Source organism: Dissulfuribacter thermophilus (genome assembly GCF_001687335.1).
Lineage (GTDB): Bacteria > Desulfobacterota > Dissulfuribacteria > Dissulfuribacterales > Dissulfuribacteraceae > Dissulfuribacter > Dissulfuribacter thermophilus.
This window is the reverse complement of the sequence record NZ_MAGO01000007.1, coordinates 162951-183204: the sequence shown is the minus strand read 5'-3', so window position 1 is coordinate 183204 and position 20254 is coordinate 162951. Positions and strand designations below refer to the sequence as shown.

Genomic DNA, 20254 nt, shown 5'->3' with positions numbered 1-20254 from the left:
CCCTAAAGTTAAAAAGGATATGAGACACAAACTATATTTTTGCCTTATAGGGGTCCTTGTCCTATCCCTGTTATCCATCTAGAGAGCCCCCTCTTTTCATTGAGCCACATGGACTCATTTATCCGTTTGCCAGCAAAATCCAGATATATTTCATGGATTATGTGCATAAACTCTTTGATTAGAGTAAGCTTGAAAAAGAGTAAGCCCATTTCACCATGTTCTCCCTCCTCTTCCACAGTCTCAGTATCTAATCCCTTTATAACCTTTAGGCCTTGAATGTCCAAGCTCTTACCAATAATCGTTGCCTCCCAAGCTATGTCTCCCTTATCAACAACAACTGTGGCCTTTGCCACCTTCTTGCCAAGACTGAGACCTAGCTTGGCCTCTTTCATCTGGGTCCCATGGCCTGAACACGTAACTAGTTCCTTGCCCTCTTCTGCTCCCCTTTCCAATGAAATTAAGCGCACAAACTGAACACTGACATCTCCCACTCCTTGCACCTTGAATAGGCCACCTTTTTCCTCAGCCCTCCACCAGAGCCATGTGAGAAACTCAGTCCCTAAAAAAGCGGTTTCCTTAATAAGGTCAGAGATGCTGGGCCTTTCAGTATCAACTCCATCCTGTAGCATTTTTTCCCTCACTAGACAAATACCTCTGGAGAAAGTCCTTTTACAGAATCAGTACCAAATCGGGTCATAGCCAAATTGTACGGTATAATTGGAGATGGCATGATGTCAAAGCTCTTATGAAAGAAATCCTGAAAATCTCCTATTACCTTTGACGATGTGCTAAAAAAATATACGATTTCTCCATTTAAATCCCATGCCATATCATAAACAGATGGTATAGGAAGTACCTTTTGAAGAAGCAAAAATTCTACCTGTTCCCTAATCCTCTTTTTTTCCCTTCTTGAAAGTCTCTTAAGATCTTTACTCCTTTTGATCTTCTCTTCCTCAATGGCACAATATTTTTTTACAAGGGCCTTTGGTACTCTCCTTTCCTCAACCCTCATGGACAATACGAGGAAATCACCAACAAACATTGATTCCTCTGCAATCTCAGGTGAATATGGATCAACAATAGAGGCCCATCCCACCTTTTTTGAAAGTCCCTCTACCTCATCTCTAAACGAAAATTGAAATACACGTTCCTTCAACCACAGGTAAAGATCTGTTCCATGATCTTGTGGCGACGCATAAAAACATGAAAAACTATTAGTGTTACTCAGGAGTCCCATTTGATACGTTCACACCTCTTTCTAAAGTCTTTTTAATTAATTCGAAAAATCCATCTTCAACACTGGCCTCAATTGCCAAGGCATATATCTTGGGCCAAGGAGTCGAATTGTCATGAGGGCAGTGCATTAAAATGGATCGTAACTTCACCAGATCCTTTTGGGTCGTAAGAAGAAGGTCTGCTCCAAGGGATTGGGCCCATTTTGCCAATTTTAATAAGTCCTTATATGAATATGAATAATGATCCCTATAAGTCTGACTGCCCACAATCCTTGCACCCAAAGAGAGCAGCTGAGATTCAAAAGAACCAGGGTCTGCTATTCCAGAAAATACTCCTACTTTCTTTCCTCTTAAGTATTCAAGAGTATATGATTGACCTTCTATTAAAGGTTCTAGAGAAGTTGACATATACTTGCTAAAGAAATGGCTCTTAGCCTCACAATATGGCGTCAAAGCAGAGATTATTTGTTCATCGATTGTATCTGGGCACTTGGTTAAAATGATGCAGTCACAATCCATTAAACTAGAAATAGGCTCTCTTAGCCTCCCCCCAGGAAATATCTTTAAATTATTTAAAGAAACATTATATGGAAAGAGAAGAATATCAAGGTCCCTCTTTAACCTTAGATGCTGGAATCCGTCATCGAGAATAATTGTTTGAGCGCCATATCTTATGGCCTCTTTTGCCCCTGAAACCCTATCAGAGCCAATTATGATTAAAGGACCACGATCCAATCCTTTTTTTTTCAGGTAATACTTCAGATTCAAAGCCATCATATATGGCTCATCTCCGGATATATCGGGCCCAAAGTGGATTTTTTTTCCGTCAAAAAGGAGCCTGGGGCCTTTACCAACTTTGCCCCCATAGCCCCTTGAGATGATGGCAGGAACAATATCTTTTTCAAGTAACCATTTTGTCAGCATTTCAACATGAGGGGTCTTACCAGTACCCCCCAAGAGGATATTACCTATGCTGATAACAGGCACTTTTACTGAAAAAGATGGCAATATGCCCCTTTTATATAGATTTCGCCTTATGGACATGATAGTCCCATAAATGGGGGATAGGGGTCTTCCTAAGGTAAATAGGATGTCCTCCACATGTAATTTCTCAAGGGACCAAGCACTGCTCACTTGTTTTTACTCCCTATCTTTAACTCTAACTTGCGAATCGCAAATTTAGGTGTAAGTGTCGTCCTCATTATTGGACGCCATTTCTCAAAATCTCTTCGATCATGTAGATATATCTGTCGATGACCCCTTTATTCCTTTCTACAAAGCGTTTGGCAGCCTTACCAACAGAATTCCTCTTTGATGGATCTTGTAACAATGATAACAGGATGGGCTTTAGCCCTTCCTTACCACTAATCCTGAATAGCCCGCCAGCTCTCTCAAGCCCCTCACATATCTCCTCAATACTCTCCACATAAGGCCCAACAATGACAGGAAGACCGAATGATGCAGGTTCAAGGATGTTGTGTCCCCCTACAGGTACAAATGTCCCCCCCATTATTGCAACATGTGAAATTGAATAAATTTTCAAAAGTTCTCCTAGGGTATCTACAATAATACACCGGAAGGAGTGGTTAGGACTGGCGACTGAGGCCTGATTGGAAGCGGCTAGCTGGGTTCTAAGACTACATCTAACCCCTTGGCTCTCAAAGAGGGCCTTTATTTCAGCTGCACGGCCCGGATCTCTTGGCACCACAAACACTTCAATGGGTCTCTGGTCACTCAATTGTCTTAGGGCCATGATTGATGGCAATACGGCCTCTTCTTCCCCTGGATGACTACTTCCAAGGACAACCACAAGCCCGTCATCCCTTAGGCCAAGTTCCTTAACCATACTTTTTGAAACGTTATCCATATCTGGAATGTCTATATCAAATTTCATGTTTCCCACTGCCACGACATCAGAGGCATCAATCCCTGTAGATATAAGACGGTCTCTATCTTTCTCAGATTGCATACCAATTTTGGCAAAAGGCCCATAAATGAATCTTGAGACCCATGGCATCATGCTTAGTCTAGAGCTGGCCCTTTCAGAAATACTTCCGTTTACAAGGACTAATTGAGTCCCGCGTCTTTTTAGTTGCCAGAGGAAATTTGGCCATACATCTGTTTCAACCAATAAAAAACAATCAGGTTTGAGCCATGAAATATGTCTTAGAAAACAAGGCGTAAAATCAAAGGGCATGGGGATAGTTAGGTCCAAAATTGAATCCCCCATCTTACATAGTTCAAGCATTCCAGTGGGTGTGGAAGAAGAGCCTATTAAGACACTTTCCTTCCATTGCTCCTTTATCCTTTTTAAAAGGGGAAAAGCTGCCTTGACCTCCCCATAGGATAGTGCGTGGACCCAAAAGATTGGCCTTCCCTTCTTTTTTATTTTTAATTCATCTTTTTTGAGTATTCCCAATCTCTTTAAAGTAATATCTCTATACTTATTTGATGAAATCCTTAAGGCCATAAGGCCACTAAGAGCAATAGGTGCAAGAAGCCATTCCAGTGTCCTATATGCGAAATATGGAATTGAGGGAGACTCAAGCCTACATTTTCCTGATGGGTTTGGGCTCATATAGGGTACAATCCTTTCCTGAAGACTCTTTTACCACCAACCATGGAGTTTTTCTGCTTTTAAAACCAAATGCCTTGCAGCCATAGGGCCTAAACTTATCCCATGTTATATAGTAATATTTACATGTTAAGCACTTTTGTCTGTCCATAACAAAAAATTAACCCAGATAATGCAGCTCGCAAGTTTGCCGAAGATGCAAGGCTGAGGGCACGCAAGGAGTACTTTTTTACTTCAAGTGCCCGACAACAAAGAGACCTCGGCAAAATTGCGAGCCCCTTGTGGCTTCATATGCCTGAGATTGAATTGACCGGTAAAACTGCACCTTTTGGGTTAAGGCACTAACAAAAAACTGCAGATAACTATTGAATGATTCGTAAAAAATCCTTTTCTCAGGCATTTGAAGTGCATAATCTGGGATTAAAGGTACAAAATATTTAATACACGGCTCAAAAAAGATCCAAAAAAACCAATAAGGGTATTATTAAGCCGTAGATCTGGCACTGTAAACCATGTACTATATTCTGGGTTTAACGATATGATAAGATTACATAAATACATAGCTCAATCTGGCCTATGTTCCCGCAGGAAAGCTGAGGCACTCATAGTCGCTGGCAGAGTCCAGGTCAATGGGAAAACTGTAACTAAATTGGGTACCAAAATTGATCCTGAAAAAGACATTGTCAAGGTAGATGGAAAGGTCATTAAATCAAACGATGAATTTATTTATATTGCCTATCATAAACCTAGAGGGATTCTCACCACTCTCAATGATCCCTTTGGAAGGCCAACAATTCTAGATCATCTTAGAAAGACTACTGGTACTTATTCTTTTCCCAGGGTCTACCATGTGGGAAGGTTAGATAAAGACAGCGAGGGCCTGTTAATCCTGACCAATGACGGCGAGCTCACTCACAGGCTCTTACATCCATCCAAAAAGGTGGAAAAAGAATATAGGGTCACAGTACAGGGGATTCCACCCAAAGAAGCCATAAGACGGCTTGAAAAAGGGGTAGTCATCCAAGGCAAAAAGACCATGCCTTGTTTTATAAAGAAAATCAAACAAGTGGATGGCGACTCAATATTCATTGTGAAATTGAAAGAAGGCAGGAAACGTCAGATACGATACATGTTTAAGAGCGTGGGCCACCCAGTAAAACGATTGATCCGCACGAGAATCGGACCTGTACTCCTCGGCAAACTGGCCCCAGGCCAATTTAGGTATCTATCCCCAAAAGAGATACAGGCCCTAAAAAATCAAACTTGACTATTCATTACCCCCTGCTTAGTCGAACGAAGATTTTCATGGGCTAGCTGCTTTGTTAGAACTAAATTAAGTAGCATCTACCTTGAAGCACAAAATTAATATAGTCGTATCTTGTTACGACATTTTTATTTAGCGCCTACAAAAGAGAATTAAAAACGTATGTATTTTTCTATGTACGTCTGTGACTAAATTAAAACTGTGACTTGAACAGACCGTAATCCTTCATCTTATAAATGAGTGCTGGGAGACTAATTTCCAGTAATTTTGCCGCCTGTGTCTTATTTCCACCAGTACGTTGAAGGGCTCGCTGAATGAGTTTTTTCTCTAGTACTCTACTACATTTCTTTATTGATAGTACGCTATCCTCTATATCTAGCTTTTCCACATTGTCTTCTACAACTAAATTTTCCAGAAGGTACGGAGGAAGATCTTCTCGCTGGATCACCTCTCCCTCAGCAAGGACCATGGTTCGTTCCATTACATTCTCTAATTCTCTTACGTTCCCTGGCCATGGATAATCCATAAGGAGCTGCATGCACTCGGAACTAATACCCTTAATTTTTGTACCTAGTCTCGCATTAAATTTTTCAATAAAATGCTCTACTAGTATTGGAATGTCTTCCCGTCGTTCCCGCAGTGGGGGCAGTGAGATACGAAGCACATTAATCCTGTAAAAGAGGTCCTTTCTAAAGGAGCCACGCTTTACTTCACGTTCAAGATCTTTGCTAGTTGCCGCCACAATTCTGACATCTACTTTAACCACGTTGGTTGCGCCAACTGGCCGCACCTCTTCATCTTGAAGTACTCTCAACAATTTGACTTGAAGGGTAAGGGGCAGATCCCCTATCTCATCCAGAAAAAGGGTCCCTCCGTCTGCCTCTTCAAAGAGTCCCTTTTTGGCCCGAATAGCATCTGTAAAGGCCCCTTTGGCATGGCCAAAGAGTTCACTTTCTAGCAAATTCTCAGGTATACCGCCACAATTGACAGCAATAAATGGGGCGTTCTTCCTAGCGCCATTGTAATGCAGGGCCTTGGCTACAAGTTCCTTTCCCGTACCGCTCTCTCCTGTAATTAGAACTGTGGTCTTATAATCTGCAATCTTTTTAATGACATCAAATACCACCTGCATCTTCGTGCTTTTGCCAACCATATTATGGAAGGAATAGCGTTCTTGTACCTCAGCTCTAAGACGCTCATTTTCTTCCTTTAGCCTCTTCTGTTCTTCTATACGTCTAAGTACAAATAATAATTGGCCTGCTGTTATAGGCTTATGAACATAGTCGTCTGCTCCGAGGCTAATTGCCTCTAGAGCCTGTTCTACATCGGCCTTTCCGCTTATCATGATGATGTTTATATTAAGGCCATCACTTTTCACCTTTCTCAAAAAATCTATGCCAGTTAGAGGCTCCATATAGATGTCGCATAAAACATGGTCAAATGGTTCCTCCTTTAAAAGTTCTAAGGCTGTTTCCACATCTCCAGCCTCTCTTACTTCATACCCACCCTTTGGAGATTGAAGTATGGAAGATATTATCTTCCGTACCTCAGGTTCATCGTCTACGATGAGAATTCTTTTTTGGGGCACAGCTAACCTCACACACTATTTTTTTTATCAATATACACCAAATCTTTTATGAATCAAAAAATCTTTTAAACCAATAAAGACAGAAAAAATTTTTCGAAATTAGGACAAATCAAATAAACTGCTGCACCCAAGGAGAGAAAAGGACCATAGGGTATCTCTGAGTGACGCCCAGCGCCTTTGACTAGGATTAAAATACCTCCAAAAATAGACCCTGTAAGGGCACTTAGAAATAGCACAAATGGTATTGCCTTCCACCCCAAAAAGGCACCGATCATTGCAAGTAGTTTAATATCTCCACCACCTAATCCTTCTCTTCTAGTACATATAAAATATGCCCATGCGACCAAAAACAATATTCCACCACCCAAAACTATCCCTAATAAAGAATTAAAGAGGCCGTGATCAGCAACAAAATGAGATATTAAAGCCCCTATTACTATTCCCGTTAAAGACAGTACATCTGGAATGATTTTATGATCCAAATCAATAAAGGAAATTACTATTAATAGCTCTAAGAATAAAAAATAATAAAAAAATTGAAGTGAAATTCCAAAACGATAAAAAAGGACTAAGGCTACACTGCCAGACAGGATCTCTACTATAGGATATCTCATTGAAATTCGACTCTTGCAGCCAGAACATCTACCACCTAAAAATATGTAACTAAGGATAGGAATATTTTCCCACCAGGCAATTCCTTTTCCACACTTTGGGCACGATGAGCCAGGGTAAACTATAGAGACCTTTTGGGGGATTCTGTGAATGCAGACGTTTAGAAAACTCCCGATACAAGAACCAATAAAAAACACGATGAATGTAGGCCAAAGGGCCGAATCAAATTGATAATTCACTTGGGGCTTCCTTGGGAAAAGTACAAAGTTTTACCTTCCCCTGATGGGCAAATTCAAGGTATTGTTCATGGAGTTCTGCCAGTTCCTGTAGACATTCAATAAACTTGTTGTAGAGATGGCAATAAATTTCCTGATCTGTGGAAAACCTCACCTTCACAAGCTCCACACCAAGGCCTTTTCTATCTTTTTGTGTGTGTTGTATGTAGCCCTTGAGGGCGATCACTCCTAATACGGGGATTTCCACTAGTAAATCCTTAACGACTCCCTCTGATACATTGGCATCTGCCTTAACAAAAAGGCCATCCAGGGAAACATTTTCAGTTACGCCAAAAATTCCTTCCTCCACAAAAAAGACCCTTAATTTTATTGGATAGCGGGGATGTTTTCGCCTTTCGGGCATATGTCCTCCCAAAAAATTAAATGCTCTTATGAACTCAGTCCTACAAAATGCAAAATACCGTTTTCATCGTATTCGGCATGCATAATTTAGCTAATATACTTTTCGTAATGTCTTCTTGAAAACTTAATACCTTAGTCAGGCAATTGTCGAGTTTGCTGGAGATGCAAGACAGAATTTCGTTTCTGATGGTTGAAGTGCCAATACCCCCTTAGGAGGAATCAGAATTGGCAAAACCCGACTTAAGCCAATACAATAATCTCCAGAGGGAAGTTCTCCCAAAAACTCACCATCTGCCTGCCCGTATAGACCTTTTGGTATTGAAAAAAAGACCTTTTTAATATCTTTTTTAAAAATTGCAGGGGGTGTACCTCTAATGGCAAATTTCAAAAAATCCTTTGGGGTAGGCCACAAGAATATGTCTAGAAGGCCATCATCAAACCTAGTGCTATCGGATAACCATACTCCTCCCATATAGTTTCCTATGTTAGAAAATAACAAGACCCCTTTTGAAGGACATTCAAAACATACATCGTCTTCCTTTATTGTTACCGCGCCCTTAATATTACCAGCATCCCTTTTAAAGGGACTACCTTCAGAAATCAAAAGCCTTATTCCTGCTAATATGTAATAAAGCCTTTTCATAAAAGGGAATTTCACCATCCTCCCCCAAAAACTGAGAAGTGCCTCATAGTATTTTACTCCCTTAGCATCCAAACCAATTCCCAAGTATGCTGAAAAACACCATTTCTCATTACCTCCTCTCCTACTCAATTCCCATACATCGAAATCATTGCATCTCGAGGCAATAAGTGCGTCAATAAAGCCACTTGCCCCACCCCTTTCCCAAATCTCATACCAGCCTGTAGCACGTGCAATATCATTTCCAGTCCCCATTGGAATGATTGCAAAAGGAGGCGGGGAACCAAGTTTTAAGATGTAATTTATCGTCCTAAAAATAGCTCCATCACCCCCACAAATAACCAAGACAGTATCTTTTGAAAAAAAATTTAGCTGTTCGTCTACTAAAAACCTATGAGAGATCCCTCTGGCCGAACATACCGATTTGAGCTCTTCTAATACCTTTTTCTTCCCCTTTAGCGCTCCATAACCAGAATAGGGATTTATTGTGAAAACGATCTCCATGACTTGCTATGCTCACCCAAGATAGTTAATGTAATAAATAACTACCCTACCAGAAATGAGCACTATGGAAAACTCGAATTTCAGAATATTAATAGTGGATGACGAACCTAATATTACTGTACTTCTCAGCCGCATTTTAAAAAAGTGCGGCTATGACATAAAAACTACTACCAATCCAAAGGATGCCCTACAAAAGGCAAAGATCTTTTCACCCAATCTCGTCATCTCTGATCTCAAAATGCCTGAAATGAGTGGCCTGGATTTCTTCCATGAATTAAAAAAAGCTGGCTTTGAAGGAGATTTCATAATTCTTACTGCCTACGCCACTGTGGAAAGCGCGGTCGAGGCCATGAAAGAAGGGGCATTTGACTACCTCTTAAAACCTCTAAAGAATCCAGATGAACTCAGGATGGTTGTATCTAAAGTCCAGGAACACCAGAGACTTAAATCTGCTGAGAGCGCCTGGGGTGAGCGTCTTTCTGATGAACTGCCTCCAGTTGACGTCATATTTGCCGGGATGCAAGATATATGGAAACAAATCAAAAATGTTGCCGATACAGATGCCACAGTACTGCTTGAAGGTGAAAGCGGTACAGGCAAAAGCCTTATTGCCAAAGTTATACATGCCCTTAGCAAAAGAAAAGGCCCCTTTGTGGAACTAAACTGTGCAGCCATACCTGAAAATCTTATTGAATCTGAGCTCTTTGGACATGAAAAAGGGGCATTTACCGGAGCCCTCAAACAAAAAAAAGGAAAGTTTGAACTGGCAAATTCCGGAACCATCTTTCTCGACGAAATTGGGGAGATGCCCCTGAACGCACAGTCAAAGTTACTCAGAGTGCTCCAGGAAAAGGCTTTTGAAAGAGTTGGCGGGACCGTTACCTTGAAGACCGACGCTAGAATTGTGGCTGCCACAAATCAAAATCTCAAGGAACGTATCGCTGAGAAACTATTCAGGGAAGACCTCTACTACAGACTCAATGTTTTTCCAATTAAGTTACCACCTCTCCGAGAAAGGAAAGATGCAATACCCATCCTTGGTGAATACCTTGCTCAACAAATAGCCCAAAAAATCGGCAGATCTGCCCAAAAAATGGAAACTGAGGACTGGAACCTTTTGAAAGAATACGATTGGCCAGGAAATATTAGGGAGCTACACAATGTTTTAGAACGAGCAGCAATTTTAAATGAACACCCCTCATCTCTGTTAATCAATTTTAAAGGTACTTCCTCTGAACATGAGACTGAAAGGACCACAGAAGAGACACAGCTTAAGACTTTAAAAGACCTTGAAAAAGAGGCAATTGAGAAGACCCTAAGACAGACTAAAGGGCACAGGAAAAAGACTGCAGAGATACTCGGTATTTCTCTTAGAACCCTTCAATACAAACTCAAAGAATATGGGATCCTAAAGGACTAGGTCCTCAATTCTTCAGCCGCTTTCCTGGCACACGCTATATTGGATCTAGACAAGATAGAAGGCTTAAAGGTTGTATCTGTCTTGTGAGCTAATTTAACGAGACGCTCCCTTGATCCAATATTTGGCACGCACCTTGCATTAATATTTTATCAAAAGGGAACTTCTTATCAAGTTAAGAAGAAAAAATTGGCACAGAACATGCATAAAGAAAAATAAAGGCCAAGAAAAACTCCCTATCCCTCCCAACCCTCCTCTCCCCGAAGGCCTTCTTGTTAACCTCCGCAAGAAGGCCTTCTTTTTTTGCTCAAATCCCTATTGTACACCTGATGTTTTTACTTTACCTTAAAAAATATCGTATATAGAGGGCGCTTGCGGTCTAGGGACTGAAAATACCAACCATTCAGGACTTTAAGAGTGCCCTGAGCTGAGGCAACCTATAAACTGGGTGCCTCTGTAGCTATTTTAAATTAACCTTTGCGCCCAGACAAAAAAGTGCAAAAATTGCACTTAGGTCAATGCAAAAATTGCACTTAATGCATTTTTTGCGCTTCAGCAAAAAAAAATCTAAAAAACAAAATGTTATAAGCAACCCAGAAAAACAAAAAAATATGTTTCGAAAAACGGCACGATTCATGCATAATAAAAATAGGAAATTCCTAAAAAGCTTATAAGGAGTGAATATGACTCAAGACACACGTCGTGTTTATATCAAGCAGTTGTCAATTGCCACTGTTTTTTCAGTAATGTTAAGTGCCTCCTTAGTTTATGCGGGAAAAATAGGCTATGATGAGAATACAGAGGTAGTTGTTAAAGGCGTTGTCCAAAATGAAGCTAAAACTCCTTATAAGGGTTATTCAAATTTCTTTTTAAAAACTAATTGGAAAATATATAGAGTTCTTACAGCACCCAGTTGGTACTTAAAAAGAAATTCATTGAACTTTCAGAAAGGTCAGAAAGTCAAGGTCGTGGGTTCCAAGTTTTATGGTCCTGATGGAAGCCTATGTATAGTAGCAAAGTCAATTCATCTCTTTCCCCAAGGGAAAATAATTAGATTTAGAGATACCCTTTCAAGGCCGATATGGTCTGAAGAATTCGGGAAGAAAAATTCCTGTATGAAAATTTTCTTTTCCGGAAGAAAAGCCTATTGAAAACCTCACTAAGAAAAAAAGTACTGAGTCTAAGAGACACCCTTACGCCTGAAGAGTTGGCCCAAAAAAGTGGCGCCATTTGGGAAAGACTGACACAAATCACGGCATATTCCAATGCCAGATTTCCCATGTTTTATGTCAATTTTAAGAGCGAAGTAATTACAATGCGGACAATAAAAGAACGCCTTAAAAAGAAGTTGCCAGTGGTTTTACCCAAGACAGTGATAGATGATAGGCGCCTAATCCCTTATCTAATAAAAAACTGGGAGACAGACGTAGTTCCAGGCGCATATGGAATATTGGAACCTAATCCCAACACCGCGGAAAGAATCGCACCAGACTCCATTGACGTTGTAATAGTACCTGGTAGTGTGTTTGACAGAAGGTGTGGCCGCCATGGATATGGAGGAGGCTACTACGATAGATTTCTCTCACAAGAAGCAAAAGGGGCAATAAGAATAGGCCTCGCCTTCTCAATCCAGGTCATGGAAAAGATCCCTCTCGATCCCCATGACCAAAAAATGGATATTATTGTCTCAGAAGACGAGACCATCCAGTGCAACAAGGGCTAAGGCCTAACTTGCCTCTGCCTTTCCGCAAAGAGGCTCTACTCCAAACTTATTTAAAACGACAGCCATTGGACAAAAACCAGTAAAAGCAAAGATTAACATATTGAAACCGGCAAGGATTGGAAAGGCAAACCAGTATTTGTGCACAAACAGCCCCATAAGAGTACCACCAAGTACCACTGTACCTGCGATAAGGAAAATTATCCTTTCCAAATACCATTTATGAGTTGGCGCTAAGTACATGGCTCATTCTCCTCATACTATTTTGATAAGCATTAAATTAAGTCTTATCACTTGCCTTTGCAATACTCTTGAGCCTATTGAGCCCCTCAATTGGTCCAAGGGCCACTAATATGTAACCCACTTTCAAAACAAACTCTGGGTCCGGGGATAAAATAAGCTGTTTCCTTGGATCCTGAACAGCAAGTACAGTCACTCCATATTTTTGACGCAGTCCAGATTCCTTAATGGATTTATCCTCGATCATTGATCCCTTCTTGATCTCTATCTGCTCTATTGTAAGGTCAAACTTGGCAGAGTGAACTGCTAAATCCAAAAATTCTGTAACTGTTGGCTGTAAAATAGCAAGGGCCATTCTCTTAGCTCCAATTTCATAGGGAGAAATCACTCTGTCGGCACCTGCCTGAATCATCTTTGTCTCTGCCCTTGGATCACTTGCTCTGGCTACGATCAATAATCCCGGATTTAACCAACGAGCCGTAATTGTTATGTAAACATTGTCAGCATCGGACTTCAAGACACAGACAACTCCCTTTGCTACCTCAACCCGTGCCTGCTTCAACACCTCGTCTCTTGTTGCGTCTCCTTCCACCCACAAATGACCATCTTTTTTTATTTGCTCTAGGGCATCCGGATCGTTTTCAATAATTACGACTGGAAGACCACGCTCAGATAGTGTGCAGGCAATAGTGCTTCCTATCCTGCCGTAACCACAAATTATATAATGCCCATTGAGGTCCTTGAGCTTTTTGGCCATCTTTTTCCTCTCGAGAAACCCCTTAACGTGTCCCTCTAAAAACGCATCAAATAATATACTAAATCCATAAAAGAAGAGGCCAACCCCCAGGACTATTAAAATTATTGTAAATATCTGCCCACTTGGACTAAGAGGGTTGACCTCACCATAGCCAACTGTGGAAAGGGTTATAGCTGTCATATACAGAGCATCTCTAAACCCCCAACCTTCTATAATTACATAACCACATGTGCCAAGGACCCAAAGGCCTAGGACCATAAGGGACAGAATAACGATCTTCTTAATGCCAAGCATAGGAATCGAATTTTGGGCACAAAACAACCACCCAACAACTACTCAATAGCCATCTGGCACACAAACATTCCCTCCAGCAACTGGGGCAGTGGCTACAATTTTATCGCCCTTGAGAGCACCCTCTTAAAGGTCTCAAGCCCAGTCATATAATCAGCTGGAAGGTGTATATGGATGACTCGTTTTTTTGCCAACTCAAGGGCCTCAAAGTCTCCAAGTGCCTGGGCGAATTGCATATGCCAAAAACTCATGCCATAACCAGGGATCTCATCATATTCTTTGGCACGCTTTCTAGTGAAGATGAAATACCCCCCTGAAATAGGTCCTCCTTTATGAAGCTGTCCTGAAGAATGTAGGTATCTTGGGCCATAGGCAAAGGTTGTGGCACATCCCTTTTCCTGCCTCACTAGATGACGCATATCTTGAAAGATTTCATCAATACGATCCTCATATGGAAGATATGGTAAAAACGCCACATAACCCCAAGATGGCAACACCTGAAAGAGGTCAATAATGGCCCTCGAAAGGCCCTTCATAGAGGCCGCTATCATTGAAGAGGCCCTGAAATTTATGTTACTCTTGGGATCTACCCAAAACTTTACTGGGAATTTTCCATCTTTTCTATATACTTCTATGGCTTGTTTTGTCTTTTCCTTTGCGGCAATGACATCTGGTTCGTCAAACGGGTTTACAGCAAAAAAGTGTGATGCAAGTGCAACTGCCATCTCCCACAAAAAGAATTGTCCTCCAATCTCATATGGATCCTCTATCAAGATTTCATATACTGGAAAGTCCGCTTCCCTTAGCTCTTTTATAAACCCGTCAAAACTCTCCTCAGCTGGCGTTGACTTTAGTCTTGTATATACAAATATCCTTTCTCCGCCATAAAAACCTGGAATACCAGTAGTCTCTCCTATTATGGGAACAAGCCCTCTTGTCTCCTTACCCGTACTTTCTGCAATGAGCTGATCAAGCCATAGGCCAAATGGTCGAATCTTTGGGTCAAATAATAAAGATAACTTATCTCTACTCTGCACCCCATATTCGCCCAAAAACTCTCCAAGAATACATGCTGGATTCTCATCCCATTTGAGGGTGTTTAGACAGGTCTTTGCCATTTTTTCACCCTCTAGGAGGAGGCGCTCAACATCTATTCCAATAAGTGCCGCAGGTACAAGACCATAAAATGTCAATGCCGAGTATCTCCCACCTATATCTGGTCTATTCAAAAAGGTTCGCCAAAAACCTTTTTCTTGAGCCAAGGTCTCAAGAGGACTGCCTGGATCGGTTATTGCAACAAAATAATTTCCTGGAGAACCATCCTGCCCCTTCACCCAGTCCCAGAAATATGCAAAGAGGGCATTGGGTTCTATGGTCTTACCAGACTTACTGGCAACAATAAAAAGTGTCTTTTCTCTATCCAAAACTTTTTTTGTCCTGTCTATCTCCTCAGGATCAGTTGTGTCCAATACCTTGAGAGCAGGATAACCTTGATTCGGGCCCAAAATAGAACTCAATACCAAAGGAGCAAGGCTTGATCCCCCCATGCCCAAGAGCACTATATCTTTTATCCCCTTTTGTTTAACCTCCTGGGAAAATGCCTTGATATCCCCAAGATGGGCCTTCATATCTTCAATACAATCCATCCATCCCAGCCGATTCGAGATAGCAGCCTGTGTCTCCTGGTCCTCAGACCAAAGACTAGGATCTTTATTCAGAAATCTCTTGAGAACCTCCTGCTTGTCATCCAAGGGGAGATATGATGGTCGAACAAACATTTCTTTCCTCCTCTCAACTTTCTTGGTAATTTAAAGATAATCTAAAAACTGCAGAGCCACCTGCATCAGGCTTTCTCACATTCGGTATCTTTATTAAAGATGCAGGATTTAGATTATACACATTACTTTGTAAAAAGGAGTCCTTCAAGGGAATTAGAAAAGTACTGAGTACTGAGAATTTAGTACTTCTTTTCGTGAGTGAAACTTATAACTTTGGATCTAAAATTAGGAGCACGAAAATATGGGACGAAAACTTTATAAAGATAACAGTTCGTTTAGAGCCAACTATGACAATTTAAAACAAGGAGATTGCGTAATAGGTCTTCTAAATCTTAAACCTACTGAGGAGAGTCTTTATCTCGATCTCAGTGAACGAGGAGTTATCCTCTTTCCCTCAGCCCTATCTCAAAAGATTAGTAGATCCAAGTGCCTACAGGCTTACATATACAAACGCTGGATGGTCCCAGGCACTACCGTAATTAGAGACCGTCATGACCTGATCAAGGCAATAACAAATTCAATCCTAAGAGGACCTGTTGTCACCAAACAGGATCGCATGAACTGCGGCCTTGGAATCCACATCTGGGAAAATATTGAACAGGTATACAATCAGACTACATTTGGCCATCTAGATTACCCCTTTGTACTTCAACCCTTCGTACCAAATTGCCTTGATATAAGGGTAATCATTATAGGAGACTATATTGAGGCATACTGGCGAAAAAATACCAGGACCTTTAGGAATAACCTATTCTTTGGAGGGGATACTGGCCACTATGAGTTAAACAACCAAGAGTTACAATTGTGTAAGGAAGTAATGACGCGTGGCAAATTTCCATATGCCCATATCGACCTAATGGTCTCTCCAGATACCGATAGTCCTTATCTTTCCGAAATAAATCTTCGAGGTGGGCTAAAAGGTGCAAAAATTTCCATTAATGAATATAAAAAACGCATTATGGAACTGGAAAACGAATTTGAACGCAAGTTGTAAAACTTCACACTAGAGCCTCTGTAATTTGTTACCAGCGATCAAGGCTAATGGTATTTATTGGGAACAGTTTTTTGGCGTTGACCAACAAAAAGGAAAGTTCCTTTATCTTTCCTGGTAACTGACAAATAAATCTTCTGTTTTAAGGCATCCAACCCTATTATCTTACCCTCAACTGGATCAGAAAATGGACGTACCTCTCCGTCCCCAAGGGATAAAATATAGAGTTGAGTCATATCATTTTCAGCACTGTATAATGGTATTATGATGCTGTCGTGGTCAGGAGAATTATTGTAGGGAACAGAAAGATTGAAGACTGGCCTAAAACCCTGCTCTCTACCATATGGATCTATGGACTTAACTTTCCCAGTTAACGTTTGAATTATCCAATTTCCCTTTGAATCTTCAAATAAATAGTATTTTTTAAAGAAAAAACCCTTGTTGAGCCTGAACTCCTTCGGGCAAAGTATATTCCTTTGATAAATGAGTCCATTTGGCCCCACTCCAAGCACATAGAGCCGTCCGTATTGAAGTGGTTGATCATTTACAAATTCCTGGCCAATCAAATCCATAGCCTCACCCGTCTCATGGGGCGCAAACCTAAACCATAGGTTGACATCATCTACTAAATTTTTAATGCCGTCAGGAGAAAGTTTCAGGATTTTTGAGTGTAAGGCCACACTTTCTTCTAAAACATTTATTGCCAAAATAGCCCCTTTACACCAAAGAGAAAGAGAGTGTAGCTCTGTATAGGGCTCTCCAACCTGAATAGAATAACTCAGCTGAGAGGATCCATATTCTTGAACATAAAGGCTATCTCCAATCAAAGCGTAGACCTCTATCAATCCATTTTTATCACAATCCGTCACAACTACTTGTTTTGCGTCTGTCTCCAGCGCTCCGATCAACTTAAAATCTATTTTTCTCAATCTTTGAGAAACGGATAATTTCGCGCCGTTGTCTCTGGACATATTAGAGAGATCCATTGCATAGAAACGCAAAAGCCTCTTAGGGGCACTAAATACTGAAATACCATCCTTTGACACCAAGAACAAAAGGTCGAGCCCAAAGCGTCCAATATCATGTATATCATCTGGATCATCTGGAAGTGAATCCGAATTTATCCATTTTAAAGACCAAAGTTGTTCTTTGAGTTCCTTGGATAAAATAGCAACTTGCGGATATGCAAAGGGAATTTTTGGCACTATGGTGGCCCTTAAACCTGTAAACCTCTCCACCTCCGCTCCACGTTTAATGGGTCCACGACTACTTATGAGCCTACATGTGGATCGATTTTGATCAGTAGAAATAACCTCAAGTACACCCACAAAATTCTTCTTAAATCCTAGTTTTTTTCCATGGGATATTAACTCTCCGTTCTTGATATAGACACTGAACAGATCGCCTTTCTTTACCCCCTGAATCTTGCCCACATCTATTACAATCTTGTCCTTGGCACTGACGATGTGCGCAAGAATCGGCCTAAGATCCTCAAATATTGATATCAACTGCTCTTGTTGTTGCTGGACAATCTGCTGCCCAAAGACCTGTACAGGAAGGATGGTACAAAAAATGATTAGAAAGATTCGACTCAGCACACCGTACTCCTGTCCTCAAAAGATTGTGGGTTTTCCAATGCCTCTACCTATAGGCATTCACAGGATATACCAGATACTAGGTGGAGAAGAACGAATGCGTACTCACTATACCTAAAACTCTCAACAACAAATCAGATGTATTATCCTGTGAGCGCCTAAAAATAAAAAAAGCCCTTGTTATAATACAAGGGCTTTTTAAAAAACAAAATCTTTTTATTTGTAACGCAATTAGACGCAGCCTGTTGGCTTTGGAAGTCCTGCCATCTTACAAGCTCCCTTACCTGGTCCTGAGGGAAAGAGCTCGTAGATCCTTTTGAGTGGGTAACCAGTGGTCTTTGCAAGAATACGGACCATTGGAGCGATGCCGTTTTTCTTAAAGTAATCTTGAAGAACATTGATGACCTTCCAGTGATCATCAGTAAGTTCTTGAATTCCTTCCTGTTCCTTAACGTAGTCAACCCATTCCTGACACCACTGTTCCATACCCCTTGCCAAGAAACCGTCTTCGTCTACTTCAAAAGTTTTGCCCTTGTACTCTACGGTTGCCATATGTTCCTCCTTTATGAATTATTGCGAGTTAATATATTCGGCTCCTGCCGATTGAGGTACTTACTACACCCACTTTTTTTTGTCAAGGTTGAATGAATCAAGATTCACAATTCAATTCAGTGACTCCAGCCTTCAATTCCTGAAGGTGTTCCCAGGCCCATTGAATAGAAGGATCAAGGCTTAGAGCCATCTCATACCACTTAATTGCAGCCTCTCTCAGTCCAAGCTTTCTGAGATTAGAGCCTATGTTGGCGTAATCTATCGAAGAGGTTGGATCAATATTAATGGCCTGTTCAAATTCCTCGATCGCAGCTACGTATTGTCCTTTTTTGTAATAACAATGACCAAGGAGATTATATATTTCCTTTAATCCGGGATTGATCTTCTTTGCCAAGTTTAATTCTTCTATGGCAGCATCGTATTCTCCCATCTCCTTATAACAGGAACCTAGATGACAGTGAATACTGGCCTCCTCCATTGGATCCGGCCCTCTATCCAATGCCTCTTTGTATAGTTTCAGGGCCTCTTTAAGGTTTCCCAGGCCTTCTTCGCAGTAGGCCCTAAAAAATGCTATGTAATATCTCTCTGGGAATTTCATGTCGAGTTCATTGAGAAGCATCTGGGCTTTGGCCTTATCTTTAAGATTTGATGCGACCTTGGCCATATGAAATACCATGTCCCCATTAATCGTTCTATCGCGGAAGTGATTTCCAGGGACAATGGCATAGACCACGGGAATTCCTAGCTCCGGATGAGTAACATCTACTATATATGATTTCAGCCCCCTTTGCCCTAGGGCCTCTGCTACGTTCATTACTTCGAGCCTAAAGTCATCATGCCCAAGGTTTGGAAGATCTGTGATCTTTATTACTTCATTACCTTCCAATACATATTTGGCCTCTTCAAGGGAGTTAAACTTTGGAAGACCACTTTCTACGTATTTACCATCAGTGTCAAAGTCTCCTGCAAGCTGCGCCACCTCTGTAATTGCCCTTATTGCTGCCCTTTCTGGATCTGGAGCAGTACCTGCTGCATAGACGATCTCACTCCTATGGGGAAATGTGGACGGATCCCAAGCTATTGCGCCCACAGTTGGTATCCCCATATTCATGGTAAAATCCTTTAAGACAAGATTTATTCCTACTCTTCTAAACTTTTCCACAAGTTCTTTTGCCATTGGATGACTAAAGGAGTCTAAATCAATAGTTGGAGTAGTGGATCTTTCATAAGTAACAAGAGAACAAACATGGCGCTCCACAAGCTCTGAAAGGGCCTGGACAGTCGCCTCTTCATATGTATTTCCTGCAGCTGAACCATTAAACTCATTTATTGGCCAAAACCAAGACCATGGTAGCCAGACCCATTTGTCTTCTCCGATCGAATAGGCCTTTACCCACTCCATTGGAATGGTGCGAAGTGCCTCCTCTATGGTCTCCCTCTCTTCTTGGCTATCTGGCTTAACATGAAGGGAAAGAAACAACTCTTCTAATGAAATGCATTCGCCTTCTAGCTCATCCATTGTCGACAAAGGTCTATTTCCAAACTCTTTAAAGTAGAAAAGGCTGTACCTCTCAGACAACTCCATAACAGCGCTTGCCTCTGCCTGTGAAGGGGTTGCGCCCTTCCCCATCTGCTTTGCAGTGCCTGTAAGGCTTAACGCTTGTGGAGTATACTTACTAATATAGACAGGGATACCGAGTCTTCCCTTGTCGATTCTTATGGCCTCTTCAAAGACCTTTTCGCCAAGGCTCTCAAACCTTTCTTTTGCCCATTTGACAGTGTCGGATGGATCTCTTACCTTATCAAAAAATTTCCCAGTACCTTTGAGACAAGACTCAATTTTCATATGCTTTCACC

General features: G+C 41.2%; 20 protein-coding genes. 6 read left to right on the top strand and 14 right to left on the bottom strand.

Annotated elements, in window-relative coordinates:
* Positions 1 to 44 precede the first annotated feature (44 nt).
* The 4 genes from DBT_RS07775 to DBT_RS07760 form a co-directional block, all read right to left on the bottom strand.
* Positions 45 to 629 (bottom strand): hypothetical protein, encoded by a 585-nt coding sequence (locus tag DBT_RS07775; protein ID WP_067618745.1) that lies wholly within the window; start codon positions 627 to 629, stop codon positions 45 to 47.
* An 11-nt stretch (positions 630 to 640) separates the two neighbouring features.
* The gene (rdgC, locus tag DBT_RS07770; protein ID WP_067618738.1) at positions 641 to 1237 is read right to left on the bottom strand and encodes a recombination-associated protein RdgC; all 597 of its coding nucleotides are present in this window, start codon (positions 1235 to 1237) and stop codon (positions 641 to 643) included.
* Positions 1221 to 2369, bottom strand: coding sequence for a tetraacyldisaccharide 4'-kinase (gene lpxK / locus DBT_RS07765; RefSeq protein ID WP_141674251.1), 1149 nt, complete (start codon positions 2367 to 2369; stop codon positions 1221 to 1223). The genes rdgC and lpxK overlap by 17 nt, the downstream gene beginning before the upstream one ends.
* A gap of 67 nt (positions 2370 to 2436) precedes the next feature.
* A complete protein-coding gene (locus DBT_RS07760; RefSeq protein ID WP_067618731.1) occupies positions 2437 to 3813 on the bottom strand; it encodes a 3-deoxy-D-manno-octulosonic acid transferase in 1377 nt (458 codons plus the stop codon).
* 535 nt (positions 3814 to 4348) lie between these two features.
* Between DBT_RS07760 and DBT_RS07755 the strand changes: the two genes are divergently transcribed.
* Positions 4349 to 5077 (top strand): pseudouridine synthase, encoded by a 729-nt coding sequence (locus tag DBT_RS07755; protein WP_067618728.1) that lies wholly within the window; start codon positions 4349 to 4351, stop codon positions 5075 to 5077.
* Positions 5078 to 5267: 190 nt separating this feature from the next.
* Here DBT_RS07755 and DBT_RS07750 read toward each other — a convergent pair whose 3' ends face one another.
* The 4 genes from DBT_RS07750 to DBT_RS07735 all read right to left on the bottom strand — a co-directional run bounded on the left by DBT_RS07750 (position 5268) and on the right by DBT_RS07735 (position 9056).
* The gene (locus DBT_RS07750; protein WP_067618725.1) at positions 5268 to 6662 is read right to left on the bottom strand and encodes a sigma-54-dependent transcriptional regulator; all 1395 of its coding nucleotides are present in this window, start codon (positions 6660 to 6662) and stop codon (positions 5268 to 5270) included.
* A 65-nt stretch (positions 6663 to 6727) separates the two neighbouring features.
* On the bottom strand, positions 6728 to 7513 hold the full coding sequence (locus DBT_RS07745; protein WP_083186704.1) for a prepilin peptidase: 786 nt from the start codon (positions 7511 to 7513) through the stop codon (positions 6728 to 6730).
* Positions 7497 to 7913, bottom strand: a complete 417-nt coding sequence (locus DBT_RS07740; RefSeq protein ID WP_067618721.1) for a PilZ domain-containing protein — start codon at positions 7911 to 7913, stop codon at positions 7497 to 7499. The genes DBT_RS07745 and DBT_RS07740 overlap by 17 nt, the downstream gene beginning before the upstream one ends.
* A gap of 135 nt (positions 7914 to 8048) precedes the next feature.
* Positions 8049 to 9056: a diacylglycerol/lipid kinase family protein gene (locus DBT_RS07735; RefSeq protein WP_067618719.1), complete on the bottom strand. Its 1008-nt coding sequence runs from the start codon at positions 9054 to 9056 to the stop codon at positions 8049 to 8051.
* A 64-nt stretch (positions 9057 to 9120) separates the two neighbouring features.
* Here DBT_RS07735 and DBT_RS07730 point away from each other — a divergent pair, with 64 nt between their 5' ends.
* From DBT_RS07730 to DBT_RS07720, 3 genes are all read left to right on the top strand, one after another.
* Positions 9121 to 10476 (top strand): sigma-54-dependent transcriptional regulator, encoded by a 1356-nt coding sequence (locus tag DBT_RS07730; RefSeq protein WP_067618717.1) that lies wholly within the window; start codon positions 9121 to 9123, stop codon positions 10474 to 10476.
* 680 nt (positions 10477 to 11156) lie between these two features.
* A complete protein-coding gene (locus DBT_RS07725; RefSeq protein ID WP_067618715.1) occupies positions 11157 to 11624 on the top strand; it encodes a MamS/MamX family magnetosome protein in 468 nt (155 codons plus the stop codon).
* Complete coding sequence (locus tag DBT_RS07720) at positions 11621 to 12196, top strand: 5-formyltetrahydrofolate cyclo-ligase (protein WP_067618712.1); 576 nt, start codon at positions 11621 to 11623, stop codon at positions 12194 to 12196. The genes DBT_RS07725 and DBT_RS07720 overlap by 4 nt, the downstream gene beginning before the upstream one ends.
* 3 nt (positions 12197 to 12199) lie before the next feature.
* On the opposite strand, the gene DBT_RS07715 is transcribed toward DBT_RS07720, so the two are convergent.
* The 3 genes from DBT_RS07715 to DBT_RS07705 form a co-directional block, all read right to left on the bottom strand.
* Positions 12200 to 12436 carry a YgaP family membrane protein gene (locus DBT_RS07715; RefSeq protein WP_067618711.1) on the bottom strand — a complete coding sequence of 79 codons (237 nt, stop codon included), beginning with the start codon at positions 12434 to 12436 and terminating at the stop codon, positions 12200 to 12202.
* A gap of 37 nt (positions 12437 to 12473) precedes the next feature.
* On the bottom strand, positions 12474 to 13484 hold the full coding sequence (locus tag DBT_RS07710; protein ID WP_067618706.1) for a potassium channel family protein: 1011 nt from the start codon (positions 13482 to 13484) through the stop codon (positions 12474 to 12476).
* 92 nt (positions 13485 to 13576) lie between these two features.
* On the bottom strand, positions 13577 to 15259 hold the full coding sequence (locus tag DBT_RS07705; RefSeq protein WP_067618702.1) for a hypothetical protein: 1683 nt from the start codon (positions 15257 to 15259) through the stop codon (positions 13577 to 13579).
* Between the two features lie 241 nt (positions 15260 to 15500).
* Between DBT_RS07705 and DBT_RS07700 the strand changes: the two genes are divergently transcribed.
* The gene (locus DBT_RS07700; protein ID WP_067618698.1) at positions 15501 to 16253 is read left to right on the top strand and encodes an ATP-grasp domain-containing protein; all 753 of its coding nucleotides are present in this window, start codon (positions 15501 to 15503) and stop codon (positions 16251 to 16253) included.
* 44 nt (positions 16254 to 16297) lie between these two features.
* Here DBT_RS07700 and DBT_RS07695 read toward each other — a convergent pair whose 3' ends face one another.
* Positions 16298 to 17848 carry a hypothetical protein gene (locus DBT_RS07695; RefSeq protein ID WP_067618695.1) on the bottom strand — a complete coding sequence of 517 codons (1551 nt, stop codon included), beginning with the start codon at positions 17846 to 17848 and terminating at the stop codon, positions 16298 to 16300.
* On the opposite strand from DBT_RS07695, the gene DBT_RS12100 reads away from it, so the two are divergent.
* Positions 17823 to 17963, top strand: a complete 141-nt coding sequence (locus tag DBT_RS12100; protein WP_153304057.1) for a hypothetical protein — start codon at positions 17823 to 17825, stop codon at positions 17961 to 17963. The genes DBT_RS07695 and DBT_RS12100 overlap by 26 nt on opposite strands.
* 113 nt (positions 17964 to 18076) lie before the next feature.
* On the opposite strand, the gene DBT_RS07690 is transcribed toward DBT_RS12100, so the two are convergent.
* Together DBT_RS07690 and DBT_RS07685 are read right to left on the bottom strand one after the other, a co-directional pair.
* Entirely contained in the window at positions 18077 to 18397 is a 321-nt protein-coding gene (locus DBT_RS07690) for a TusE/DsrC/DsvC family sulfur relay protein (RefSeq protein ID WP_067618691.1), read from the bottom strand.
* 97 nt (positions 18398 to 18494) lie between these two features.
* Positions 18495 to 20243: a YcaO-like family protein gene (locus DBT_RS07685; protein WP_067618688.1), complete on the bottom strand. Its 1749-nt coding sequence runs from the start codon at positions 20241 to 20243 to the stop codon at positions 18495 to 18497.
* Positions 20244 to 20254 lie beyond the last annotated feature (11 nt).